23 protein-coding genes and 1 pseudogene are annotated in these 22,740 nt (G+C 70.1%); 13 read left to right on the forward strand and 11 right to left on the reverse strand.

The features are described from left to right. Window positions 1-46 precede the first annotated feature (46 nt). Together AC27LF_RS15610 and AC27LF_RS15615 are read left to right on the forward strand one after the other, a co-directional pair. Window positions 47-799 (forward strand): DUF6879 family protein, encoded by a 753-nt coding sequence (locus AC27LF_RS15610; RefSeq protein WP_479658951.1) that lies wholly within the window; start codon window positions 47-49, stop codon window positions 797-799. Between the two features lie 10 nt (window positions 800-809). Further along, window positions 810-1,661, forward strand: a complete 852-nt coding sequence (locus tag AC27LF_RS15615) for a helix-turn-helix domain-containing protein (protein ID WP_479658952.1) — start codon at window positions 810-812, stop codon at window positions 1,659-1,661. Between the two features lie 281 nt (window positions 1,662-1,942). On the opposite strand, the gene AC27LF_RS15620 is transcribed toward AC27LF_RS15615, so the two are convergent. The 5 genes and pseudogenes from AC27LF_RS15620 to AC27LF_RS15640 all read right to left on the reverse strand — a co-directional run bounded on the left by AC27LF_RS15620 (window position 1,943) and on the right by AC27LF_RS15640 (window position 4,254). Beyond that, window positions 1,943-2,356 carry an NUDIX hydrolase gene (locus AC27LF_RS15620; protein ID WP_479658953.1) on the reverse strand — a complete coding sequence of 138 codons (414 nt, stop codon included), beginning with the start codon at window positions 2,354-2,356 and terminating at the stop codon, window positions 1,943-1,945. Further along, window positions 2,353-2,619 (reverse strand): annotated as a pseudogene (locus AC27LF_RS15625) (NUDIX hydrolase); the annotation flags it as partial. The gene AC27LF_RS15620 and the pseudogene AC27LF_RS15625, both read right to left, overlap by 4 nt. A gap of 25 nt (window positions 2,620-2,644) precedes the next feature. Beyond that, complete coding sequence (locus tag AC27LF_RS15630; RefSeq protein WP_479658954.1) at window positions 2,645-3,193, reverse strand: DUF1062 domain-containing protein; 549 nt, start codon at window positions 3,191-3,193, stop codon at window positions 2,645-2,647. A gap of 204 nt (window positions 3,194-3,397) precedes the next feature. Continuing rightward, on the reverse strand, window positions 3,398-4,003 hold the full coding sequence (locus AC27LF_RS15635) for a hypothetical protein (protein ID WP_479658955.1): 606 nt from the start codon (window positions 4,001-4,003) through the stop codon (window positions 3,398-3,400). Then, on the reverse strand, window positions 4,000-4,254 hold the full coding sequence (locus tag AC27LF_RS15640; protein ID WP_479658956.1) for a hypothetical protein: 255 nt from the start codon (window positions 4,252-4,254) through the stop codon (window positions 4,000-4,002). The genes AC27LF_RS15635 and AC27LF_RS15640 overlap by 4 nt, the downstream gene beginning before the upstream one ends. Before the next feature lie 105 nt (window positions 4,255-4,359). Here AC27LF_RS15640 and AC27LF_RS15645 point away from each other — a divergent pair, with 105 nt between their 5' ends. From AC27LF_RS15645 to AC27LF_RS15655, 3 genes are read left to right on the forward strand one after another with little or no spacing between them, the layout of a single operon-like run. Next, window positions 4,360-5,187 carry a helix-turn-helix domain-containing protein gene (locus AC27LF_RS15645; protein WP_479658957.1) on the forward strand — a complete coding sequence of 276 codons (828 nt, stop codon included), beginning with the start codon at window positions 4,360-4,362 and terminating at the stop codon, window positions 5,185-5,187. Further along, complete coding sequence (locus tag AC27LF_RS15650) at window positions 5,184-5,405, forward strand: DUF397 domain-containing protein (RefSeq protein ID WP_479658958.1); 222 nt, start codon at window positions 5,184-5,186, stop codon at window positions 5,403-5,405. Before AC27LF_RS15645 ends, AC27LF_RS15650 begins: the two co-directional genes overlap by 4 nt. Further along, the gene (locus AC27LF_RS15655) at window positions 5,402-5,611 is read left to right on the forward strand and encodes a DUF397 domain-containing protein (RefSeq protein WP_479658959.1); all 210 of its coding nucleotides are present in this window, start codon (window positions 5,402-5,404) and stop codon (window positions 5,609-5,611) included. The genes AC27LF_RS15650 and AC27LF_RS15655 overlap by 4 nt, the downstream gene beginning before the upstream one ends. Window positions 5,612-5,677: 66 nt before the next feature. Here the strand turns inward: AC27LF_RS15655 and AC27LF_RS15660 are convergent, their stop codons facing one another. The 3 genes from AC27LF_RS15660 to AC27LF_RS15670 are packed head-to-tail and all read right to left on the reverse strand — an operon-like array spanning window position 5,678 to window position 7,281. Beyond that, entirely contained in the window at window positions 5,678-6,532 is an 855-nt protein-coding gene (locus AC27LF_RS15660) for a helix-turn-helix domain-containing protein (RefSeq protein ID WP_479658960.1), read from the reverse strand. Between the two features lie 7 nt (window positions 6,533-6,539). Then, entirely contained in the window at window positions 6,540-7,055 is a 516-nt protein-coding gene (locus AC27LF_RS15665) for a DUF6879 family protein (RefSeq protein ID WP_479658961.1), read from the reverse strand. Continuing rightward, window positions 7,030-7,281: a hypothetical protein gene (locus AC27LF_RS15670; RefSeq protein WP_479658962.1), complete on the reverse strand. Its 252-nt coding sequence runs from the start codon at window positions 7,279-7,281 to the stop codon at window positions 7,030-7,032. The genes AC27LF_RS15665 and AC27LF_RS15670 overlap by 26 nt, the downstream gene beginning before the upstream one ends. Window positions 7,282-7,555: 274 nt before the next feature. On the opposite strand from AC27LF_RS15670, the gene AC27LF_RS15675 reads away from it, so the two are divergent. The 3 genes from AC27LF_RS15675 to AC27LF_RS15685 all read left to right on the forward strand — a co-directional run bounded on the left by AC27LF_RS15675 (window position 7,556) and on the right by AC27LF_RS15685 (window position 9,298). Continuing rightward, window positions 7,556-7,798 carry a DUF397 domain-containing protein gene (locus AC27LF_RS15675; RefSeq protein WP_479658963.1) on the forward strand — a complete coding sequence of 81 codons (243 nt, stop codon included), beginning with the start codon at window positions 7,556-7,558 and terminating at the stop codon, window positions 7,796-7,798. A gap of 69 nt (window positions 7,799-7,867) precedes the next feature. After that, entirely contained in the window at window positions 7,868-8,389 is a 522-nt protein-coding gene (locus AC27LF_RS15680) for a hypothetical protein (RefSeq protein ID WP_479658964.1), read from the forward strand. Window positions 8,390-8,401: 12 nt separating this feature from the next. Then, complete coding sequence (locus AC27LF_RS15685; protein WP_479658965.1) at window positions 8,402-9,298, forward strand: JmjC domain-containing protein; 897 nt, start codon at window positions 8,402-8,404, stop codon at window positions 9,296-9,298. A 62-nt stretch (window positions 9,299-9,360) separates the two neighbouring features. Here AC27LF_RS15685 and AC27LF_RS15690 read toward each other — a convergent pair whose 3' ends face one another. Beyond that, window positions 9,361-11,151 carry a DEAD/DEAH box helicase gene (locus AC27LF_RS15690; RefSeq protein WP_479662980.1) on the reverse strand — a complete coding sequence of 597 codons (1,791 nt, stop codon included), beginning with the start codon at window positions 11,149-11,151 and terminating at the stop codon, window positions 9,361-9,363. Between the two features lie 89 nt (window positions 11,152-11,240). Next, window positions 11,241-11,444, reverse strand: coding sequence for a cold-shock protein (locus tag AC27LF_RS15695; protein ID WP_059194910.1), 204 nt, complete (start codon window positions 11,442-11,444; stop codon window positions 11,241-11,243). 318 nt (window positions 11,445-11,762) lie between these two features. Here AC27LF_RS15695 and AC27LF_RS15700 point away from each other — a divergent pair, with 318 nt between their 5' ends. Both AC27LF_RS15700 and AC27LF_RS15705 read left to right on the forward strand, forming a co-directional pair. Continuing rightward, the gene (locus AC27LF_RS15700; protein ID WP_479658967.1) at window positions 11,763-14,456 is read left to right on the forward strand and encodes an SdrD B-like domain-containing protein; all 2,694 of its coding nucleotides are present in this window, start codon (window positions 11,763-11,765) and stop codon (window positions 14,454-14,456) included. Window positions 14,457-14,718: 262 nt separating this feature from the next. Beyond that, the gene (locus AC27LF_RS15705) at window positions 14,719-17,634 is read left to right on the forward strand and encodes an ATP-binding SpoIIE family protein phosphatase (RefSeq protein WP_479658968.1); all 2,916 of its coding nucleotides are present in this window, start codon (window positions 14,719-14,721) and stop codon (window positions 17,632-17,634) included. Between the two features lie 32 nt (window positions 17,635-17,666). Here AC27LF_RS15705 and AC27LF_RS15710 read toward each other — a convergent pair whose 3' ends face one another. After that, window positions 17,667-18,344, reverse strand: a complete 678-nt coding sequence (locus tag AC27LF_RS15710) for a SanA/YdcF family protein (protein ID WP_479658969.1) — start codon at window positions 18,342-18,344, stop codon at window positions 17,667-17,669. A 176-nt stretch (window positions 18,345-18,520) separates the two neighbouring features. Here AC27LF_RS15710 and AC27LF_RS15715 point away from each other — a divergent pair, with 176 nt between their 5' ends. The 3 genes from AC27LF_RS15715 (at window position 18,521) to AC27LF_RS15725 (ending at window position 22,601) form a co-directional block, all read left to right on the forward strand. Beyond that, entirely contained in the window at window positions 18,521-19,390 is an 870-nt protein-coding gene (locus AC27LF_RS15715; protein ID WP_479658970.1) for a sirohydrochlorin chelatase, read from the forward strand. A gap of 543 nt (window positions 19,391-19,933) precedes the next feature. Next, window positions 19,934-21,205: a deoxyguanosinetriphosphate triphosphohydrolase gene (locus AC27LF_RS15720; RefSeq protein WP_479658971.1), complete on the forward strand. Its 1,272-nt coding sequence runs from the start codon at window positions 19,934-19,936 to the stop codon at window positions 21,203-21,205. Between the two features lie 133 nt (window positions 21,206-21,338). Next, window positions 21,339-22,601 carry an NAD(P)/FAD-dependent oxidoreductase gene (locus tag AC27LF_RS15725; RefSeq protein ID WP_479658972.1) on the forward strand — a complete coding sequence of 421 codons (1,263 nt, stop codon included), beginning with the start codon at window positions 21,339-21,341 and terminating at the stop codon, window positions 22,599-22,601. Window positions 22,602-22,740: the final 139 nt, after the last annotated feature.

Genomic DNA, 22,740 nt, shown 5'->3' on the forward strand with positions numbered 1-22,740 from the left:
CACGGTGATGCTGGTGGCGACCACCCCCCCCGTCCGAGGAGGCGACATGGCACGAAGGCTGCGGTTCAACGGCACTGACAGCAAGAACGGCGCATGCCCGGCCATCCACGAAGACCTCGACTCCGGTGAAGTCATCGTCCAGGGCAAGCCGCTCACCGATCCCGCGGATTTGCGCCAGTTGCAGCACTTCGGCCCTGATGACGCCGCGGTGGCTGTCCCGCGTGAACTTCTCGTCAACCACGGCCCCAAGAGCATGACGCGCGTGCCCGAGCTGATCGATCCGGAGGAGTTCGGCCGGCTCTTCGAGACGTTCGAGCACTCGGCCTGGCACCTTGAGACCCGCCGCGGCTACGCCTCGGACCGTGCGGACCTCGGGTACGCCGAGTTCCTTGCCACCGGCACGGCCCCGATGGACCTCGACAGCGACTGGTGCGCGAACATCCGGAAGCAGACCACGAGCCGGAAGTACGTGGGACGGGTGCGCGTCGTCGACAATCCGCCGACCGAGGGCCAGCTGTTCCTCCTGTCCTACGCGCGGGTCAACGCGGCCACGGGTGAGGACGTACGGAACCTGTGGCGCGAGGACGCCGAGCGGGTTCACCTTCCCGCAGAGGACTTCTGGGTGTTCGACAGCCGCGTGGTGGCGATCCTCCGCTTCGACGAGCGGGACGCCTTCCACGACGTCGAGGTCATCACCGAGCCCGCCGAGGTGCTGCGCTACTGCCAGGTGCGGGACGCCGCCGTGCACGCGTCCATCCCGTACGACCAGTTCTCGGCGCAGCTGGACGCGAAGGGCTAGACAGGCACCGGTGAGCACGGACTACCAGCAGGCTCGGGAGGCCCTGGGAACACGCCTGAGGGAACTACGTCTCCAGGCCCCGGAAGGGCGGCTCACCGGCACTCAGCTCGCCGAGCGGCTGGGCTGGCCGCACTCCAAGGTGTACAAACTGGAGGGCGGCCGGCAGACCGCAACCACCGACGACTTGCGCGCATGGGCTGAAGGCGTCGGCCGGCCGGAGGCATTCGAGGAACTGGACGCGCGCCTGCGGGGCTTCGAGTCCCACATCCGTTCGTGGCGCCGCCAGCTCGCCGCCGGCCACCGGCCCGTACAGGACGGCTGGAACCTCGAAGTCGGCCGGTCCACCGTCATCCGCGCGTGGGAAGAGTCGGTCATCCCCGGCATGCTTCAGACCGCGGACTACGCACGTGTGATCTTCCTGCGGTACGCGGAGTTGCACGGGTCGACGCGCGACACCGACGAAGCCGTCCGGGCTCGGATGCGTCGTCAGGAGTGGCTCTACGCGGCCGGCCGTAGGTTCCATGCGCTGGTGTGGGAGGCGGCCCTGCACGCACTGGTGTGTCCGCCGTCGGTCCTCGCTGCCCAACTCGATCGGCTCGCGGGGGTGATCGGCCTGGACACCGTGGAACTCGGGATCATCCCCTTCAGGGCGTCGCTGAAAGTGCCGGCCGCAAACGGGTTCTGGGTCCTTGACGAACGCCTTGTCGTCGTCGAGGACTGGCACGCCGAGCTGTGGGTCGACGACGTCGCCAGCATCGCCACCTATCTGCGGGTCTGGAAGACCTTGCAGGAGTCCGCGGTGTACGGGGCTGACGCCCAGGGAGTCATCAACGCGGCGCGGCGCGCGCTGAACACCCGCTGACCGGGCTCCTCCGCGCTCCCGCCAGGGCCTGTCCGGCGGTTCGTGCCGGACAGGCCCGTTCAAGGGGGCGCTGCGCTCTTCCCCGCCCTTGCCGGGGCGCGTCCCGCCACCGCCGTGGTGGCCTACCAGTGGTTACTCACCGGAGAGGTGGTTGCGAACCCCATCCAGGCCGAGCCGACGGACGAAAACGGGCGAGGACTTTTCCTCGTTGACACATTGGCAGCCCAAACGGGGCTCGCGTATCGGGCAGCCTGAGTTGGCGACGGGGCAAAACGGGAAGACTACCTGATCAGCGCGGTGTCGAGATAAGCCTGCACCGGATCGAAGAGGCCGTACGGCACGTACTCGGGAATCTGGGCATGCTGGACCCACGCAAGTTCAGCAAGTTCTTCCTCGTCCGCGACGTGAGGAGTCCCGGACTCCACGGCACAGGCCACGTACGACATGCTTCGGCCTGTTGTGGGGTGGACTCGTTCTCCGAGGAGCTTCAGCACGGTCACGTTCATGCCGACCTCTTCGAACGTCTCGCGCACGGCTGCTTGCTCAGGGCTCTCACCTTGCTCGATCTCGCCCGCCGGGAACTGCCACGACAGCTGGCCTTCCGCAACGCGGCGACGGACCATGAGCACGGCACCATCCTGGACCACGACCGCGGCTGCGATGCCCGGTCGCTCTTCTGTCGTCTGCTCGGTCATGCGTCTTCCTCCAGTGCCGCCAGGATCGGCGGGTAGATCGTGTCGGCGGCAAGGAAGCGGCCCACAGCATTCTTCGGTACCCAGGTCACATCTACGTTCTCAACCACGTCGCTGTTCGTCGCGTCCCCTGCCAGGTACTCGCAGAGGAAGTACACGCACTGCACGCCCGTCACCGGATGGACGCGCTCACCGAGACTTCGCCGTACAGCACAGTGCACGCCCGTCTCGTCCAGCGTCTCGCGAACCGTCGCGGTCTCGGGTCGGACAGGCCCTGGTCCTTGGGAGGGCTCAGCGCTTGAGGGTGAAGGTGAAGTCGTCGGAGAGCTTGCCGGTCAGGCGGACCGCCGAGACGAGATTCCCCTCCGTGAGCAGTCTCTCGACCTCGGTCCGCGAAAGGGCGCAGCCTTCCGCGATCAGCCGCAGCGGCCGGACGGGGATCCGCGCCGCGAAGCGGACCGAGACGTCGATCACCTCGCGGTCCAGGTCATCCGGTCCGCTGGTGGCGAGGCGCCAGGCGCCGTCCCAGTCGAGGGCGATGCGGTTGCGGCGCCGTACTGCCGGGTCCTGAAGCAACTCGGCTGCCAGGGCGAGGTCGTTGTCGTGCAGCCGGTCCAGCAGCTCGGGTCGTACGGAGCGTACGTTCATCCGCTCCAGGACCGTGAGCTTCGTGGTTTCCCCGCAGGCGGCACAGAGCGCGAGGAGCCAGGCGTCGATGAGCTTGTGGTGTGCGTTGACGCGGAACTTGCCGTTCGCCCGGAAGCGTTCGGACGCGCACACATGGCAGCGGCGGCGAACGAGCGGCAGGCAGGTGGGCATGACGACCCAGGTGGTGAGCACAGAAGTACACCGGTTTCAGTGAGAAGTCCGCAGCAAGAAGCAGCGCGGCGCACAGGTGCGACGCGCGACAGATCAGCGCTCGGGGAGTCTCACGAGGTGTACAACGGCACGTCCTTGCCCAGACGACTTGGTCCGGCAGCACGGTAACGGCGCCCAGCGGCACCGCTCCACCGGTTTTCCAGCGCCTCACCGCGGCCCGGAGGCTCAGCGCCGGGGGCCCTTCTCGTCCGGGTTGTATCCCTTCACGTGCTCCGGGCACGTCCACACCTCGACCCCGGGTCCGCTTCCGGTGTCGATCCACTCCACGAGCACCGCCTCGGTCGTCTCCCGCAGACAGCGCGCGCAGACACGCGTGGCGGGCCGGGCCCGGCGGTCCACGCCCCACTCGTCCAGCCGTTCCGCGGCCCACGCGTGGCTGACGTGGAACGACCGGGCGAGGGACGCGACGGATTCGCCATCGCGGTAGCGCGCGGTCACGCTCGTACGGCTCTTCGTGAACTCGGCCTGTGCTGCCCGCACTTCGTCCCCGCTCCGGCGCTCCTCACGCCCGCGGAACAGGCGTTGGACGGGCCGGCGGTGCAAGTGTGCCTCGTGATGTTGCCGACGCGGTACGCCCCATTCGTCCAGCCGAAGGGCCAGCCAGCTCGCGGTCACGCCGTACGCGTCGGCGATCCGGCGCACCGGCTCGCGCGCCCGGTACCGCTCGATGATCGCGTCCTTGTCCGCGCGCGCCGCCTCACGCGCTGCGGCCCTCACCGACGGGGTCGGGCGGCGCGAGACCGGTTCGCCGCGGCGGGTCGGCCCGGTCACAGCACCTCACCCCGGCTTCGCGCGTTCGCACGGGCCGTCTCAGCGCGCAAGCGCTCCGCTGGGCCTGCCGGTTGTACGTCCTCGGGGACAACGGACCATTCCTTGCCGCCTGTTACGGGGCGCAGGAACCAGAACCCGTACGCCTCGCCGCGGAACTCTCCGACCCGTTGGTCGGCGTCCACCATCAGCGTGCCGGGGGTGGGAAGGTGGGGGGTTTGCTGCCGCTCGGCGGGGTCGTTGTTACCGGACACGACCACTCCTCTCCGTAGTGATTCCACTACCAAGCGGGTTCAGCGTGGACTACGGTTGAGCCGTCTTCAACCTGCGCTATTTGCACGGATAGTTAGGCGTCGCCGGTGAACCGAAAAGAACTGGACCCGGAAAAGTCACCAAAGGCCGCTTTTGGTCAGCGTCTGCGCACGCTGAGAGACGAGCGCGGCTGGACCCAGGACGAGCTGGCCGAACGGATGGGCTATTCCGGGACGCATATTTCAGCGGTCGAAACCGGTCGCCGATCTCCAACTCCGCACTTCGCGCGGAGTGCGGACAGAGCGCTGGGCACGGGCAGCCAACTCGAACGCCAGGGCAGCGCGGTACGGCAGACGGCACTGCTGGAGGGCTTTCCGCAGTTCGTCGAGCACGAGGGACGCGCGGCGGAGATCCGGCTGTATGAGGTCGGTGTCATCCCGGGACTGCTCCAGACACCGGAGTACGCGGCAGTGCTCGCTCAGAGCGACGTAAAGCGGGGGACTATCACCACTGAACAGGCAGATGAGCGAGTGGCGCTCGTTGCGGCGCGGCAAGCGTCGCTCGTCCGGACGCCGCCGCCCTTGATCTTCGTGGTGCTGGACGAGAGCTGCATCCGTCGGCCCATCGGCGAACCCGCCGTCATGAAGGCCCAGTTGGCGCGTCTCGCCGAGTTCGCCGAACTGCCCACGACGGTGCTCCAGGTCGCGCCGTTCAGCATGGGGTCCCGTCGTCCGTTCAGCCTGCCGGTGACGCTGCTGACGTTGCCGGACCGCTCGCTGGTGTCGTACGCCGAGTCCGCCCATCGGGGTCATCTCGAACGCGACAGCACGTTCGTACTACCCATACTGACGGCCTACCATCAACTACAGGCCGAAGCCTGCTCGCAGGCGGAATCAGTGGCCATGATCAGCCAGCCAGGAAAGGGCATCCAGTGACGACCGAGAACCCGCGTTGGATCACGTCCTCCTACAGCGAAAACGGCGGCCAGTGCGTCGAGGTCGCCACAAACCTTGTCGCCTCGCGCGGCCTGGTCCCCGTCCGTGACTCCAAGGACCCGAACGGCCCGGTGCTGGACCTCCCGGCCCACGCGTTCACGTCATTCGTGGCCGGTGTCAAGACCGGGCGGTTCGGCACCACGAAGGACACCCTGTGACGACCGAATCCCCCCGTTGGTTCACGTCCTCCTACAGCAACAACGGCGGCCAGTGCGTCGAGGTCGCCGCCAACCTCGTCGCCTCGCGCGGCCTGGTCCCCGTCCGTGACTCCAAGGACCCGAACGGCCCGGTGCTGGACCTCCCGGCCCACGCCTTCACCTCATTCGTGACCGGCGTAAAGACCGGAGGGTTCCGCACCACCTGAGCGCACGCACCCGGCCCCGCTCTTCCCGCCCGGCGGGAGGGCGGGGCCACACTCCCGCGTTCAGAGTCAGGTCAGCGCTGCGATCGCCTTGAGGATCAACGCCCGCGCCTCGGCCCCGTACACGGCCAACTCCGCAAGCCGGGCGAACGCTCGCAGGTAGATGTCCAGTTCGCCGGGTGCTGTGACGGTCACCTTCGCCGCAAGCAGTTCCACATGGATCCGTGTCTCGTCGAAGACGGTGAACTGCTCAAGAGGCCACATGGCACCTTCCCTGGAGGTGCCGACCGGGATGATGCCCAGCGACATGGATGGCAAGGTCATCGCGGCAAGCAGGTGGCCGAGCTGTCCGGCCATGACGTCCTTGTCGCCTATGCGGTGGTTGAGGACGTGCTCCTCGATCAGAGTCGCAAACCGGTGGTCGCCTTCTTGTAGGACCCGGGCGCGTCGCATGCGCACGGCGACCGCTTCGCTGACGTCGTCCGGGGTGCCGCGGAATCCCGCGATGGTGCCCATGAGCGCGGTGGCGTAACCGGGTCTCTGAAGGTAACCGGGCATGACGTGGGAGGCGTACACGCGGAACGTACGGGTGCGCTCGTACAGCTTGGCGGACGTCTCTGCCAGTTGTTTCATGCCGGTGCGCTGGAGCCGCTTCCATTGCAGGTACATGGAGTCGGCCTGCCGGTTGGACGCGATGATGTCGGGCGCCTGGTCGTCGGCCCCGCACGCTGTGCACCAGGCGCGTATGTCGGCATCGGACGGGGCGGTTACGGCGTTCTCGATCCTGGAGGACTTGGCCACGGACCAGCCCGCCAGGCGAGCAAGTTCCTTGCTGGTGATGCCTGCGTCCAGGCGCAGCTCCCTCAGCCGTGCCGCGACAGCTGCGCGCGCTTCCTGCAGGCTGGACGTGGGGAATGGGACCATGTCCTGGTTACTTGACCTCGTACTGGTCGTGCGGGACGGCCCGCTCCCAGATCCGTTCGAACGCAGCCGCGTGCTGGTCGACCACGGTAGCGTCGTCGCACAGTTCCTTGCTGATCCACTCGCCGTCACCGGAGAAGTGGTGAACACGCATCAGACGCTCGTCAAAGATCCACAGGTCGCTACCGGGCAGGAGAAGGTCCCAGGCCTGACTCCGCGGCAGCCAGCGCACATGCTCGCCGGCCTCCAGATTGGCGCGGGTCTGGTAATGCTCCCAGCGGATGTAGTCGGTGACCGGCTCGGAGATGATCCGGGCGCGGCGGATGGTCACGCCGCGGTCGACCGCGTTGGCGATGTCCCCGTGGAAGGGACGCCACCAGGAGGCCCGGTCGTCCCAGTCGATACGTTCGCCGTCCTGCCATGCCTCGAAGCGGGGGTTGCTGTAGTAGGCGTCCCGCATCTCCAGGTGGACGGCCGACTTGGTGGTGGCGGCGAGGAGTTCAGCGAACTCCGGGACCGAGTTCATCGCATGCCTTCCTGAGAATCGGGATCATGCGGACCGGGATCCTGATGATGGTTTCCCCAGGTGGGATGGGCGCTCGGGCCGGGGACAAAGCGTCGCAGGCCGCGGTCGTCTCCTCGTCGGCTCGGTAGCTCTGGATCAGCAGGTCTTCCGTGTCCGGGTCCACCCAGACGGTGGGGCATCCGTCCTCGTCCGTCTCGGGATCGATCCCGACGAAGTGAATGGTCATCGGTGGCTTGCCTCCCGCGCTAGTCGGTTGCAGCGATTTACACCACCGTCTTGCCTATGAGTCACGCGGTCAAGAGTACGTATTGGCCATGGCCTGCGGCTACAACTGCCGTGTAATTCGGTGCAACTCCGTAGCGGGCTCCCTGAACGGGTTTCTACCGTCGGAGGGTGTGAGAAGACCTCCGCCCCGCCCAGCCCCGTACGGGACGAACGGCGAGGCGGGCGTACCACGGCACGGAGACCGCTTCTCCGAACAGGATCACCGGAGGTCAGCCATGGCCAGGACCAACCTCTACGAGTTGCCCGCAGCCGCCGACGCCTCCGCACGCACGTGGTGCGGCGGCAACCTCGGCGGCGACAACGAGACGTGCGTGACCACCACCCGACTGGCCGGTACGGACGCCTTCGCCGTCACCGACTCCAAGCCCGAGGGCTCCGGGCGCGAGCTGCGCATGACCGGGGCGGAGCTGGACACGTTCGCCGTCCGCTGGGCCCGCGCCCGGGGTCTGACGCTCTAGCCTGACCGCCCACCTCACCGCACACCACGGGCCGCCCCGCATCGGCGGGTCGGCCCGTCCGGAGGACGCATGACCACCATCGCACCAGAGGAACCCAAGGTCACCAGTCAGACGTGGGCCGGGCACTGGCACGGCTTCGGTCCCTGGCTCGGCTCGCCCGGCCACTACGCGAAGGAGGGCAACAGGAGGCCGCCGCACCCTGTGCGGCCACGACCCGACGCGGACTTCGCCACCCGCTATCAAGAGGCCGGCGGCGAGTTCGCCACGTCCAGCCTGCCGCCGCTGATGACCGGCCACTGGCTGGCCAAGGAAGGACAGACCGCGACCGACCGCACCTGGACGGACGCCGCCGAGGCACTCACATGGCTGAAGCGCGGGTACACCGACCACCCGCCGTACGAGCGAATCGACGGCAGGCAGGCCTACATCAGCCTTGACGGAAAACTCGCCTACGCCGCCGATGTCCTCCCCCGGGGAGTCGACGTCACCTGGGTCCACTACACCCAGACGCGCAGCCTCCTCTCACTGGCCGTCGTGTGCTGCCCGAACCTCTTCCACCCGGACCTGAAGTGCCCCCTGCTCCCTCAATGACGAGGAGATCAGATGTCGCTGAACCTGCTGCTGCCCCCGCAGGAGCTGGCCGGCCTGCTGGCCGACTGGCCCACCGAGCCCCGCGTGTACGCGCGCGGGCGCACGGCACTCGACAGCATCGTCACCGTCCGCTCCCTGCACGAGTGGATCGACACGGGATGCGTCCCAGCCGCCGAGGTCGCGGTCATGAAGGCCGGCCCCGCCAACCGGGAGGCCTTCAAAACCGACGGGCGTACCGACCCCGTCAAACTCCGCACGCTCTACACCGACGGCCACACCATCCGTCTGGGCAACCTCCAGCGCGTCATCCCGGCCTTCGCGACCATGTCCAAGGCCATCCAGCGGGAGACCGGCTACAGCAACTACGTCCATGCCTTCCTCACCCCGGCCGGTGAACAGGGGCTGCTGCACCACTGGGACCAGCAGATGGCGCTCGTCGTACAGATCGCCGGCGCCAAGACGTGGCAGTTGTGGAAACCGATGTACGAAGCCCCCATGCGCGAGTACCAGGAGTCGTTTAGGGTCTGGCAGCCCGACTTCGTCCCGGGCTGGGAGGATGCCGGGCCCGACCTGTCGATCGACCTTGAGGCCGGGCAGACCCTGCTGTTGCCGAGAGGCTGGGTGCACAACCCCCACGCCCTGGGCCACACCGAGGACAGCGTCCACCTCACCTATGCCATCCGCGAGCGCACTCCCCTGTGGCTCGCGGAAAAGCTCGTGGCCCGCGCGATCGAAGAGCAGGATTTCCGGCGCGCCATCGCGCCCCGCGACCTGTTGAGTCCCACACTCACCGACCGACTGGCCGACACCGTACAAGCGCTCAGGACGTACCTCGACGGACTGGACCTGGGCGACGCCGCCGATCTCGTCCGCAAGGCGGCGCTGCACGAACCGGAGTACGCCACCTGACCACCCCCGCGCAGTCCAGCTCGCCCCCGCCCCCGTGCGGTCCGACGTTGCCCGGCCCCGGTCTAGGAGGCGGAGGCGCGGCGGCCGGATCCGCGGGCGGTCTTGGCGGAGGTGGCGCCGGTCGCCGTACCGGCCGCGGACTGGCGGTCGGAGCCACGGTCCTTCGCCCCGGTGGCCCCGCCCGCGGCTCCGCCCGATGCCGTCCGGCGAGGAGCGCGACGCGCGCTGGTCGTGGAGGTGCCGGTCGAGGCTGTCGCCCCGGTGGCGCCGCTCGATCCCGTCCGGCGGGGAGCGCGACGTCCGCCGGTCGCGGACGTACCGGCGGAGGCTGTCGCGCCAGCGGCACCGGCGGAGGCTCTCGTCCCGGCTGCACCGCCAGAGGCTGTCGTCGCGGACCGGCGGTCGGAGCCCTGGCCCCCCGTGCCCGTGGCAGCGCCCGTCGCCGGGGACCCGGCGCCGCGGCGGCGCCCGGATCGTCTGCCGGGCTCGGTGTTGGTTTTGCGGGCGGGGCGGGGCGCCGGGGCCGGCGGCTGGGGGACCTCGATGGTGACGGCCACGCCGGACGGCTCACGGGCGCCGGTGATGGTGGCGAGTTCCGCGTCGCTCGATGTGATGCGGGCCGTCCGCGGCCGGATGCCCGCGTCCGACATGAGCCGGGTGACGTCCCGTTTCTGCTCGGGCAGGACCAGCGTGACCACGCTGCCGGAACCGCCGGCGCGCGCCGTGCGGCCACCCCGGTGGAGGTAGTCCTTGTGGTCGGCCGGCGGATCGACGTTCACCACGAGGTCGAGGTCGTCGATGTGTATGCCACGGGCCGCGACGTTCGTCGCCACCAGCGCGGTGACCTGGCCGTTCTTGAACTGCTCCAGGGTGCGGTTGCGCTGCGGCTGGGAGCGGCCCCCGTGCAGTGCCGCCGCGCGGACGCCGACGGCCAGCAGGCGCTTGGCGAGCCGGTCGGCCGACCTCTTGGTGTCGAGGAAGAGGATGACCCGGCCGTCACGGGCCGCGATACGCGTGGTGACCGCCTTCTTGTCGGTCTCGTCCTGGAGGTGCAGCACATGGTGTTCCATGGTGGTCACCGCCCCCGCAGACGGGTCGACGGAGTGCACCACGGGGTCGGTCAGGAACTGCTGCACCAGGCGGTCGATGGTGCGGTCCAGGGTCGCCGAGAAGAGCATGCGCTGCCCGTCGGGCCGTACTTGCCGGATCAGCTTGGTGATCTGTGGCAGGAAACCCATGTCGGTCATCTGGTCGGCTTCGTCCAGCACGGTGATGCGTACGTGGTCGAGCACGCAGTCCCCGCGCTCCACGAGGTCGTTGAGTCGTCCGGGGCTCGCCACGACCACCTCGGCGCCGCGCCGCAGCGCACCGGCCTGCTTGGTGATGGACAGCCCGCCGACCACGGTGGCCAGCCGCAGGTTCACCGCTGCCGCGTACGGGGTCAGCGCGTCCGTCACCTGCTGGGCGAGTTCACGGGTGGGCACCAGCACCAGGGCGAGGGGCGCCTTGGGCTCCGCGCGCAGCCCCGCCGTACGGGCCAGCAGCGCGAGCCCGAACGCCAGGGTCTTGCCGGAACCGGTGCGTCCCCGGGCGAGCACGTCACGGCCGGCGAGCGAGTTGGGCAGGGTGGCGGCCTGGATGGGGAAGGGGGTGGTCACGCCCTGTGCGGTCAGGGTCGTCAGCAGCCCCGCGGGCATGTCGAGACCGGCGAAGTCCTCGACGGCGGGGAGCGCGGGTGTCGTGCTTTCCGGCAGCCGGAACTCCCTCGGTGACGACGCGGACGGCCGGGGCGATGACGCGGACGGCCGGGGCGAGGAGGCGCGCCGGTTCGGCTTCTGGGGTCTGCGGGACATGCAGTGATCTGCCTTCCTGAAAACAGCACAAACCGAGGTCCGCACCATGACGGTGCGGACCCCGGTGAGAGCGGATACGCGTCCGGCGATCAGGCGGGGACGATGTTCTCCGCCTGCGGGCCCTTCTGGCCCTGCGTGACGTCGAACGAGACCCGCTGGCCCTCCTGAAGCTCACGGAAGCCCTGGCTCTGGATGTTCGAGTAGTGAGCGAAGACGTCGGGGCCGCCGCCGTCCTGCTCGATGAACCCGAAACCCTTTTCGGCGTTGAACCACTTCACGGTTCCCTGTGCCATGTCACTCTCCTTCTGTAGGCAGAGGCCCCATCCGGAGATGCCGGAAACGAACAATGCGCCTGCAGGAGAAACATTCCCGTCAGGCGCACATGGGTTCATGGGTACCACAACTGCAACACCGAGACCGTAGCACAGCTCCGCGCCCTCGCGAGCCGGTGAACTCGTCCGTTCGGCTTATCCGCTCGTCATGTGAGAGGCCCGTGAAGATTCCTATAGGTGCGTCCCGGTGTGCGAGCGGGCTCGCCCCGGACGTCCATCTATTGGCAAGGAAAGGAACGGGTAGTGGATCAGTGGCAGCGCCGGCGATGGTCCGGCGGTATGTCCTTGGCCCTGTCGGCCGCGTTATCGGCGTCGCTCGCGGCGACGGGGGTGGTCACGGCGGTGTCCCCGGCGGTGGCCGACTCCGGGGACGGTGACGCGACCGTCCGGGTCGTGCGTGAGGTGAACGCGAACGGCAAGTGGGACCAGGTGCTCGAACCGGGCATGGCCGGGGTCACGGTCGTACTGACCGACGACGCCGGGCGGTCGGTCACCGGTACGACGCAGGCGGACGGCACGGTGAAGCTGACGCCGGGCAACAGCCTGGGCGGCGGCAAGTACCGGGTCGAGGTGAAGAACCCCGACCCGAAGGTGCTCTTCCCCGGGTTCGCCTCGGCGCGGCCCAACCTGATCGATCCGACGGTGCTGTCGTCGAACGTGGAGTTCGTGGACCTGTCGGGTGGCAAGAACGTGGAGATCACCACCTCGTTCTGGTCCCCGGAGGACTACTGCCAGAAGAACGCCATGCTGTTCACGGCCTGTCAGAACGCCTCCATTCCGCCCGGTAGTGCGTCCCCGGACAGCAAGCGCACGCTGACGTCGTTCCCGTTCGGCACGCGCGGCGACGCCGTGGTGAATCCGGATCTTGTCTCGGACCTGGCGAACAACGGGCAGACGGGCACGGTCTGGGGTGTCGGCGTCAACCGGGTGACCAAGCAGGTCTTCTCCGCGGCCTATGCCAAGCGAGGGGCGAAGTACGGTCCCGGCGAGGCGGGTGCGATCTACCGGACCGACCCGAACACCAAGCAGACCGTGGTGTTCACCAAGGTCCCCAACCCCGGCAGCACCCAGCACAACATGAGTGTGGAAGCCGGGATGGACGAGGCGTTCGGTCCGGTGGTGGGCAAGGAGTCGCTGGGCGACCTGGACGTCAGCGCGGACGGCAAGGACCTGTACGTCGTCAACCTGCACGACCGCAGGCTCTACCGTTACGACGCCACGCAGTCCACCGCCGCCGCTCCGAAGGCGTCCTACCCGATCAAGGACCCGGGGTGTGCCGCGCCGGGGGACTGGCGTCCCTTCGGTCTGGGTCTGCATGAGGGCAAGGTGTATGTCGGCGGTGTGTGTTCGGCGCAGTCGACCGGCAGCAAGGCCGACATGCGGGCGGTCGTGCAGGTCTTCGACCCGGTCACGGGCCAGTTCACCGGCACGGTCATGGACCAGCCGCTGAACTTCCCCCGCGGCGGGTACTCACACATCCCGTGCGGTGGCCCGAGCTGGTATCCCTGGACCAACATCCGGCCCATGACCCAGGACGGCAAGGCGTGCACGGGTGAGGTGATCCAGAACCCGGAGCCGGAGCTGACCGACATCAACTTCGAGATCAACGGTGACATGGTCGTCGGCTTCGCCGACCGTTTCGCCGACCGCAGCGGCTGGCGGTTGCCGGATACCTCGGCCACCTGGCCGGCGACCACCGCGGTCAACGGCGGTGACATCAACCGGGCGTGCCGTGGCGGGAACCACATGTTCGTCCTGGACGGCAACGGCGGCTGCAAGAGCAACAACACCGGCCCCGAGGTCTCGGGCGGAGAGGGCTTGAACGTCCTGGAGTTCTACCCCGGTGACTACATGGCCACCGTAGACGGTGGCCACCAGGAGATCAGCACGGGTGGTGTGGCGTTCTCCGCGGTGGAGGACAGGCTCCCGTTCACCGCGATGGACCCGATCCAGAAGACGGGCAGCGGTGTGCGGTGGGTGGACCGGGACAACGGCACCAGCGCCATCAACGGGGACGGCCTCTTCTTGAACGACGACTTCGGCAAGGCGCGCGGTATGGGCGACCTGGAAGTCCTCTGCGACGAGGCGCCGCTGCAGATCGGCAACCGGGTCTGGAAGGACGCTGACCAGGACGGTATCCAGGACCCCGGTGAGGAACCGGTGGTGGGTGCCACGGTCAACCTGTACGACGCGGCCGGCAACAAGATCGGTACGGCGGTCACCAACGAGCGGGGCGAGTACTACTTCGACTCGACCGTGACCAAGAACGTCAAGCCGGAGGACTTCCAGTACGGCAAGACGTACACCGTGAAGATGGACAACCCGGCCGACTACCAGGCCGGTGGCGTCCTGGACGGCTGGAAGCCGACCCGCCCGAACCAGGGCGGCAACGACCAGATCGACTCCAGCGGTGAGACGTCCGGCAACCCCTTCCCGGCCGTCCAGGTCACCCCGAAGGGCGCGGGCCAGAACGACCACGGCGCCGACTTCGGCTTCGTGAACCCGCAGGCCGACCTGTCCGTGATCAAGATCGGCCCGGCCAAGGTGGGTCCGGGCGAGGACATCGAGTACCAGATCATGGTCACCAACAACGGGCCGAACACCGCCACGCGCTGGACGGTGACGGACCCGCTGCCCGAGGGGATCACCGACGCCAAGACCTCCAACGCGGACTGCGGTATCGCCGCCGGCAAACTGACCTGCTCCGGCGGGCCGCTGGCCGTCGGTGAGAGCCACACCATCACCGTCCGTGCCAAGGCTCCCTTCCCCGCGCAGACGGTCGTGCTGAACAACTGCGTCAAGGTCACGGGTACGGAGCCCGACCCCAACCCCGACAACAACGACTCCTGCGTCAAGACCGAGGTCCCCGGGATCCCGGTCATCGACCCGGCCATCGGTGGCGCGGCCGCCGCGGCGGCCCTCGGCGGCTTCCTCCTGATCCGCCGCCGGAACAGCGCGGGAGCCGTTCTCTAGCCCGCCCCGGCACAGCCTCTCTGGACACACCGGCCGGTCCCTCCCCGACACCACGGGGAGGGACCGGCCGTTTCCGCCGCGTCACACCCGCCGCCGGCCCGGCGCCGACTGGTGCGCCGCCGCCATCGTGCCGATGGCGCTCACCCCGGAGCCCTCACCTGACCGCACGGGGAGTACGCAGGCCACGCGGGGCCCCGGAGCACTCGCCGGGCCCCGGCTCACGGGGCGCCCGGGCGCCGGAGCCGAGCGTAAAGTTTGCGGTGTGAACCCGCGACTGACTTTGCTCAGTACGGTGGCTCTCGGAGTTCCGGAGAACGAAGTCTTCCGGCTGGCGCTCCAGCACGCCGTGGGTGAGCTGCGCGCTCTGGGTGGAATGGTCCATCTCTGTGTTCCTGCGTCCTCTTTGTGTCTGGCGTCGGCCGTCGGTCTGCCACCCGCCCTCACCCGCCCCTGGGAGATCATCGACCAGCAGAGCCCGCTTGCCCCGGCGCGTGCCCTGCGCCGGGGCACCGCTGTATGGCTGCCGCTGCCCCCCGGCGAAGCCGCCGACGCCCCAGGGTCCGGCACAGGCCTGGCCGCCCTGCCGGTGTCCGGCGGGGGCCAGATCGTGGGCACCCTCTCCGTTCTGACCGGCGACCGGAGCGAGCCCACCCCGGAGCACTGGGACTTCCTCCGGACCGTCGTCGCATGGGCCGAGGAGCGCATGTCCCAGGCTCCGAAGATGGCCGAATCCGCGCCGAAGGAGCCCGACAGCGAGCAGCCCTGGCAGGGAGTGCCAGGGCTCAGGGTCGGCTGGTGGGACTGGAACCTCCAGACCGGTGAGCTGATCTGGGACGCGGCGATGATGGAGTTCTACGGCAGCAGACCTGCCGATTACACCGTAGAGGTCCAGGACTGGATGCACGTTCTCCACCCCGACGACCTGGCACCCACACTGGCGGAGGCGCAGCGGGCGATCCGCGACCACTCGGTGTACGAGGCCGCTTACCGGGTACGGCGTCTGGACGGCACGTACGCCTGGTCGCGGGCCCGCGGTCTGCCCACGTACGACGACCGGGGCCGGCCGTTCCGGATGGTCGGCGTGCGATGGGAGAGCAGCGAGTCGCCTTCCGCTCGGGACGCGCTCAGCCGGGCCCTTCGTCAGATGAGCGACGGTTTCCTGGCGGTGGACGCCGAATGGCGCATCATCTTCACCAACCTGGAAGCGGAACATGTGCTGGGGTTCTCCCAGGAGGAGCTTTTCGGGCGTGTGCTGTGGGATCTGCCCGCGCGGTGGATCAAGGGCCTGGAGCGTCGCTGTCGGAAGGCCGCCGCCGGGGAGCAGCCCGCCAGCTTTGACGTACGCCTGCGGGACACGGGGCGTCGCTACCGGCTGCGGCTGGTCCCGGGGCCCGTAGGCTGCGTCCTCTACCTGACGGACGTCACCGAGAAACTGCGTATGCAGGAGGAGCGCCGGGCGGCCGAGCGTGCCGCGTCCGAGCGAGCGGCCCGGATCACGGAGCTGACCGCGGCGCTCTCCAAGGCGACGACATCACAGGACGTGGTGGACGCGGTCGCACAGTGGGTACTGCCACCGTTCGACGCCGCCGGACTCATGGTGCAGGCCATCGAAGGAAAGCGGCTCATCGGTGTCGGAGCCGTCGGCTACGCGGACGACTTCCTCGACCTCCTGAACAGCCGCACCACAGCGAGCACCAGCCCGGCCTGGAATGTGATCCGGTCCGGAACACCGGCGTTCCTGTCCTCGCCGCAGGAATACGCCGCGTACTCGCCTGATCACACCGACCTGCCCGGCATCGCCCACAAGCAGGCCTGGGCGTTCCTGCCGCTGACGGCGTCCGGTTACACCTTCGGAGTGTGCGTCGTGTCCTGGGACCGTCCGCATCGGCTCAGCGACGACGAGCGCTCATTGCTGACCACGATCAGCGCCCTCGTCGCGCAGGCCCTGGAGCGGGCCCGGCTCTACGACGCCGAGCGCATCCGGTCCCGCGAACTCCAGCGCAGCCTGCTTCCCACCGGCCTGCCCGAGTTGCCCGCATGCGTGACCGCCGCCCGTTACCTCCCCGCAGGGCAGGGCATGGACGTGGGCGGCGACTGGTACGACGTCATCCCGCTCTCCAGCGGCCAGGTCGCCCTCGTCGTCGGTGACGTCATGGGCCACGGGCTGCCCGAGGCGGCCGCCATGGGCCGCCTGCGCACGGCCGTCCACACCCTGGCCGGTCTCGAACTGCCTCCCGACGAAATCATGGGGCACCTCAACGAAATCGTCGGCGGCATGGGCGAGGAGTCGTATGTGACCTGCCTGTACGTGCTCTACGACTCCACCACCCAGGTCTGCTCCATCACCCACGCCGGGCACCCGCCCCCGGCCCTGGTACACCCCGACGGCACCGTGCGGTTCCCGGAACTGGGCCCCGACCCGCCTCTGGGTGCGGCCGAGCCGCCGTTCCAGACAGTCGAGCTGACGCTGCCCGAAGGCACCCTGGTCGTGCTCTACACCGACGGCCTCGTCGAGTCGGCGAAACGTGACATGGACGCGGGCATGGCGGACCTGGCCAGGCTCCTGCGTACCGCCCACGAGGATGGCAGCGACGCGGATCTGGAGCGCCTCTGCGACAGTCTGACGGCCGGCCTGCTCCCCGCCGAGCACCAAGCGGCCGATGACACAGCGCTCCTCGTCGCCCGCCTCCACGCCCTGAACGCGGACAGGATGGCCTCCTGGCCGCTCACCGAGGACCCGAAGGCGGCCGGTCTGGCCCGCCGCCACGTCCGTGAGCAGCTTTCCGCCTGGGGCCTGGACGACCTGACATTCACCACGGAACTGCTGGCCAGCGAACTGGTGGGCAACGTCGTACGGCACGCCAAGGGCCCGGTCGGCCTGCGGCTGCTGCACGGAGCCGAACTGATCTGCGAGGTCTTCGACGGCAGCCTCACGATGCCCCGTATGCGCCGCGCCGCGGACACCGACGAAGGCGGCCGCGGGCTGCAACTGATCACGGCGCTCTCGCAACGCTGGGGCAGCCGCTACACGGCGAAAGGAAAGTGCATCTGGACCGAGCAGGCCCTGCCCGGCCCGGACCACCGCGGGAACCAGCCGTCCGATGCCCTGGAGTTGATGTTCCGGATCACGGACGGATTCGACGTGGACCCGACCGCGCCCTTCGGGGAGGGGGAGTAGCAAGGGCTGCTTCAGGCCCTGGGCCGCTCGTGTCACCGCCGGCTCGCCAGTGCCTCGTGCACTCCGGGTTCCTTCGGGCCGAGGAAGTGGGGGTCAGGTCGGAACGCCGTCTCCAGGGCCGCCTTGCCCGCCGCGAAGATCTCGCGGACGCCGCCGTAGTACCAGGTGACGTCGCGCTCGTCGGCCACGCCGACGCCGTAGGAGTCGATGCCCGCCGCCTCGCACAGCGCCACCGCGCGCCGGATGTGGAAGTCCTGGCTGATCAGCAGGGCCCGGTCGACGCCGAAGATCTTCTTCGCCCGGACGCAGGAGTCCCAGGTGTCGAAGCCCGCGTAGTCGCTGACGATGCGCCCGTCGGGCACGCCGTGCCGCGTCAGATACGTACGCATCGCGTCCGGCTCGTCGTAGTCCTCCCGGCTGTTGTCGCCGGTGACGAGGACGACCTCGATCCGGCCCGCCCGGTACAGCCGTGTCGCCTCGTCCAGCCGGTGCGCCAGGTACGGCGACGGCTCACCGTTCCACAGGCCGGCGCCGAAGACGACCGCGACCTCGGCGCGCGGCGCGTCCGCGGTGCCGCGCAGCCGGTCGGCCGTGGACAGATGCAGCCAGGTCGCCGGGGACAGGGCCAGCACGCACCCGGCCACCACGGCCTGCACCAGCCGCCGCTGCCCGGCCCGGGTGCGCGGCAGACGCGGCCGACGGATCCTCATGCGGTGCCCCCGTTTCTCCCCGGGGAGTCTCGCCCCGGTCGGTTCCCGCTCTGGAGGACGCGGCACGCGGTGGTCCGGTTCGCCTCACGGCGCGCGGCCCGGTGGCGTGATCCGCCGGAAAACGTCCGTGACCGGCAGGCAACGGGCACGCAACCTGCTGCCGTCACGATCGGTTCATGACGGCGTCGAACCACCCTCGCGACGAGTCCCGTGTCCGCCTCGACAGCACGGCGCACCTCATGGACAGCGTCAGCGGTCGACTGGCCGGTCGGCTCGGCCGTACCGCGCTCGGCGGCAGCCGCCGCCCGGGGCCGCCCGCCCTGGTCCTCGTGGCGCACGGCAGCCGCGACCCGCGCGCGCTGCACACCGTACGCGCGATCATGGAGCGGGTACGGCGGCTGCGTCCCGCCGTGCCGGTCCGGCTCGGCCACATCGAGCTGAACGAGCCGCTGCTGCCCGACACCCTCGCCGCTCTCGGCGGCGCCCCGGCGGTGCTCGTCCCGCTGCTGCTCACCCGCGGCCACCACGTCAAGCGGGACATCCCGGAGGCGGTCGCCGCCGCGGCCCCGCACGCGCGCGTGGCCGACCCGCTCGGCCCGCACCCGCTGCTCGTGGACACCCTGTGCGCCCGGCTCGCCGAGGCAGGCTGGCGCACCCGGACGACCGAGGCCGTCCGCCGCCGCAGCGGGATCGTGCTCGCCGCCGCCGGTTCCCGGGACCCCGACTCGGCGGCCGACACCCGTCGTACGGCCCGCCTCCTCGCCGACCGCCTGGGCGTGCCCGTCGTCCCCGCCTACGCGTCCGCCGCGGCACCGACCGTGCCCGCGGCGCTGCGCGCGCTGGCCGACCGCGGCCGGCACCGGATCGCGGTGGCCTCCTGCTTCACGGCCCCCGGCCGGTTCGCCACCCAGTGCGCCGGACAGGCCCCCTGGATCGCCTCCGCCCCGCTCGGCGCCCATCCCGCGCTGGCCCACCTGATCCTGCACCGCTACGACCGGGCATTGGCGACCCCGACGACCACAACCCCGGAACTGGCCTCGGCGTAACACCGTAGACGTACCCCTCGGGTGGTCACCCGGTGGTACCCGGCGGGTGGTCAACCGGAGCTACCCCTCGGAGGGTCGCCCGGAGGTACCCCTCGGGAGGTCAGCCGGAGGAGCTACCCCTCGGGGGCAGCCGGTGGAGCTACCCGGCGGGGGGTCACCCGGAGCTACCCCTCGGAGGGTCGCCCGGAGGCACCCCTCGGGAGGTCAGCCGGAGGAGCTACCTCTCGGGGGGTAGCCGGTGGAGCTACCCCGCGGGAGGTCACCCGGAGTTACCCGGCGGGGGTCGCCCGGAGGTGCCCCTCGGGGGGCAGCCGGTGGAGCTACCCCGCGGGAGGTCACGCGGAGCTACCCCTCAGGGGGTCACCCGGAGGTACCCGGCGGGGGGTCACGCGGAGGTACCCAGCGGGAGGTGACCCGGAGGTACCCAGCGGCATCCAGAGGTACCCGGCGGGGCCCATGACGCACCCGCCCCGACACTCCCCGGCAGACGCGCGGGCGCCCCGTCGTCGTCCGGATGTGCCGGTCGGCGCTTACGGTCTAACCATGGCACCCGCACCCCCTGCCGGCTACGACCCGGCGTCGGCCGACCGCTGGGCCCCCGAACCCGACAAACGCCCGGGCCGCACCGCGTTCCAGCGCGACCGCGCGCGCGTGCTGCACTCCGCCGCGCTGCGCCGCCTGGCCGGCAAGACCCAGGTGGTGACGCCCGGCACCATGGGCCCGGCCTGGGACGCCAGCCCACGCACCCGGCTCACCCACTCCCTGGAGTGCGCCCAGGTCGGCCGCGAGCTGGGCGCCGCCCTCGGCTGCGACCCCGATCTGGTCGAGGCGGCCTGCCTCTCCCACGACCTGGGCCACCCGCCGTTCGGCCACAACGGGGAGCAGGCGCTCAACGAGTTCGCACGGGACTGCGGCGGCTTCGAGGGCAACGCCCAGTCCCTCCGACTGCTCACCCGCATCGAACCCAAACGCTTCACCCCGGAGGGCTCCGTCGGGCTGAACCTCACCCGCGCGGTCCTCGACGCGGCGACCAAGTACCCCTGGCCGCGCGGCGCCCACCCCAGCGACCCCGCCTCGCCCAAGTTCGGCGTGTACGAGGACGACCGGCCGGTCTTCGACTGGGTCCGCAAGGAGGCCCCCGGCACCCGCACCTGCTTCGAGGCCCAGGTCATGGACTGGTCCGACGACGTGGCGTACTCGGTGCACGACGTCGAGGACGGCCTGCACGCCGGCCACATCGACCCCGGCAGTCTGCGGGCGGGACCGGAACGCCGGTCGGTGTTCGAGGTCGCCGTCGGCCGGTACGTACCCGCGGACACCGACCACGCCGAACTGGCCGCCGCCCTCGACCGGCTCCAGGACCAGGAGTGGTGGCCGCACGGCTACGACGGCACCGCGGTCGCCCAGGCCCGGCTCAAGGACGCCACCAGCCAGCTCATCGGCCGGTTCTGCCTGGCCGCCGAGGGCGCCACCCGGGCGGCCCACGGCAGCGGGCGGCTGACCCGGTACGGCGCCGAACTCGTCGTGCCCCGGCCGACCCGGATGGAGTGCGCGGTCCTCAAGGCGGTCGCCGACCGGTATGTGATGCAGCGCGCCGAGCAGGAGCGGCTGCGCGCGGACCAGCGCGTCGTGGTCGCCGAACTGGCCGAGGCGCTGACCGCGCGGGCCCCCGACGGCCTGGACCCGCAGTTCCGGGCCCTGTTCGAGGCGGCGGCGGACGACAGCGCCCGCAAGCGGGTGATCGTCGACCAGATCGCCTCGCTCACCGACGCCTCCGCGCGCTCGTTGCACGCGCGCCTGACGGGACGGACGTGACGAACACGTGAGACTGATGTGACGCATGTGACACGAACGTGACCCTCCGTGGCCTGATCGGGTCACTCCCCCTTCCCGCGCCACGCTCCGTGCGGGAGGCTCATGTGGCGGCACGCTTACGAGGAGGCATCACGTGGTCGACGCGGACCAGACATTCGTCATCGTCGGAGGGGGCCTGGCCGGGGCCAAGGCGGCGGAGACGCTGCGGTCGGAGGGCTTCACCGGCCGGGTGATACTGATCTGCGACGAACGGGACCGCCCCTATGAGCGCCCGCCGCTGTCCAAGGGCTATCTGCTCGGCAAGGAGGAGCGCGACAGCGTCTTCGTGCACGAACCCGCCTGGTACGCGCAGAACGACGTCGAACTCCACCTCGGCCAGACGGTCGACGCGATCGACCGCGCCGCCAAGACCGTCCGCTTCGGCGACGACGGCACCCTCGTCCACTACGACAAGCTGCTCCTCGCCACCGGCGCCGAGCCCCGCCGCCTCGACATCCCCGGCACCGACCTCGCGGGCGTCCACCACCTGCGCCGCATCGCGCACGCCGAGCGGCTCAAGGGGGTGCTCGCCGCGCTCGGCCGGGACAACGGCCACCTCGTGATCGCGGGCGCCGGCTGGATCGGCCTTGAGGTCGCGGCGGCGGCCCGCCAGTACGGCGCCGAGGTCACCGTCGTACAGACCGCGCCGACCCCGCTGCACGGGGTGCTCGGACCCGAGCTGGGCAACCTCTTCGCCGAGCTGCACCGGGAACACGGGGTCCGCTTCCGCTTCGGCGTGCGCCTCACCGAGATCGTCGGCCAGGACGGCATGGTCCTCGCCGCCCGCACCGACGACGGCGAGGAGCACCCCGCGCACGACGTCCTCGCCGCGATCGGCGCGGCCCCGCGCACCGCGCTGGCCGAGTCGGCGGGCCTGGAGATCGCCGACCGGGCGCACGGCGGCGGCATCGTGGTGGACGAGCGGCTGCGCACCTCCGACCCCGACATCTACGCGGCCGGTGACGTGGCGTCCTTCCCGCTCGCGCTGTTCGGCACCCGGCTGCGGGTGGAGCACTGGGCCAACGCGCTGGGCGGCGGCCCCGCCGCGGCCCGCTCGATGCTCGGCAGGGACGAGGTCTACGACCGCGTGCCCTACTTCTTCACCGACCAGTACGACCTGGGCATGGAGTACAGCGGCTGGGCGCCGCCCGGCTCGTACGACCAGGTCGTGATCCGCGGGGACGCGGGCAAGCGGGAGTTCATCGCGTTCTGGGTCAAGGAGGGGAGGGTGCTGGCCGGGATGAATGTGAACGTGTGGGATGTCACAGGGCCGATCCAGCGGCTGATCCGCTCCGGGGTGCGGGTGGATACGGAGCGGTTGGCTGATCCGCGCGTGGCGCTGTCCGCGCTGGCTTGACCGCTCGCCTAAGCGTCTGCCTTCGTCTGTTGTCCGGCGGGTGCGGGTTGTCTGTGGCTGGTCGCGCCCGCGCGGCGGAGCCGCATGTCGAGCACAGTCCCGCGCCCCTTTGGGGCGTGACAGTCCCCGTAGAATCACC

This window comes from Streptomyces diversicolor, from assembly GCF_057537855.1.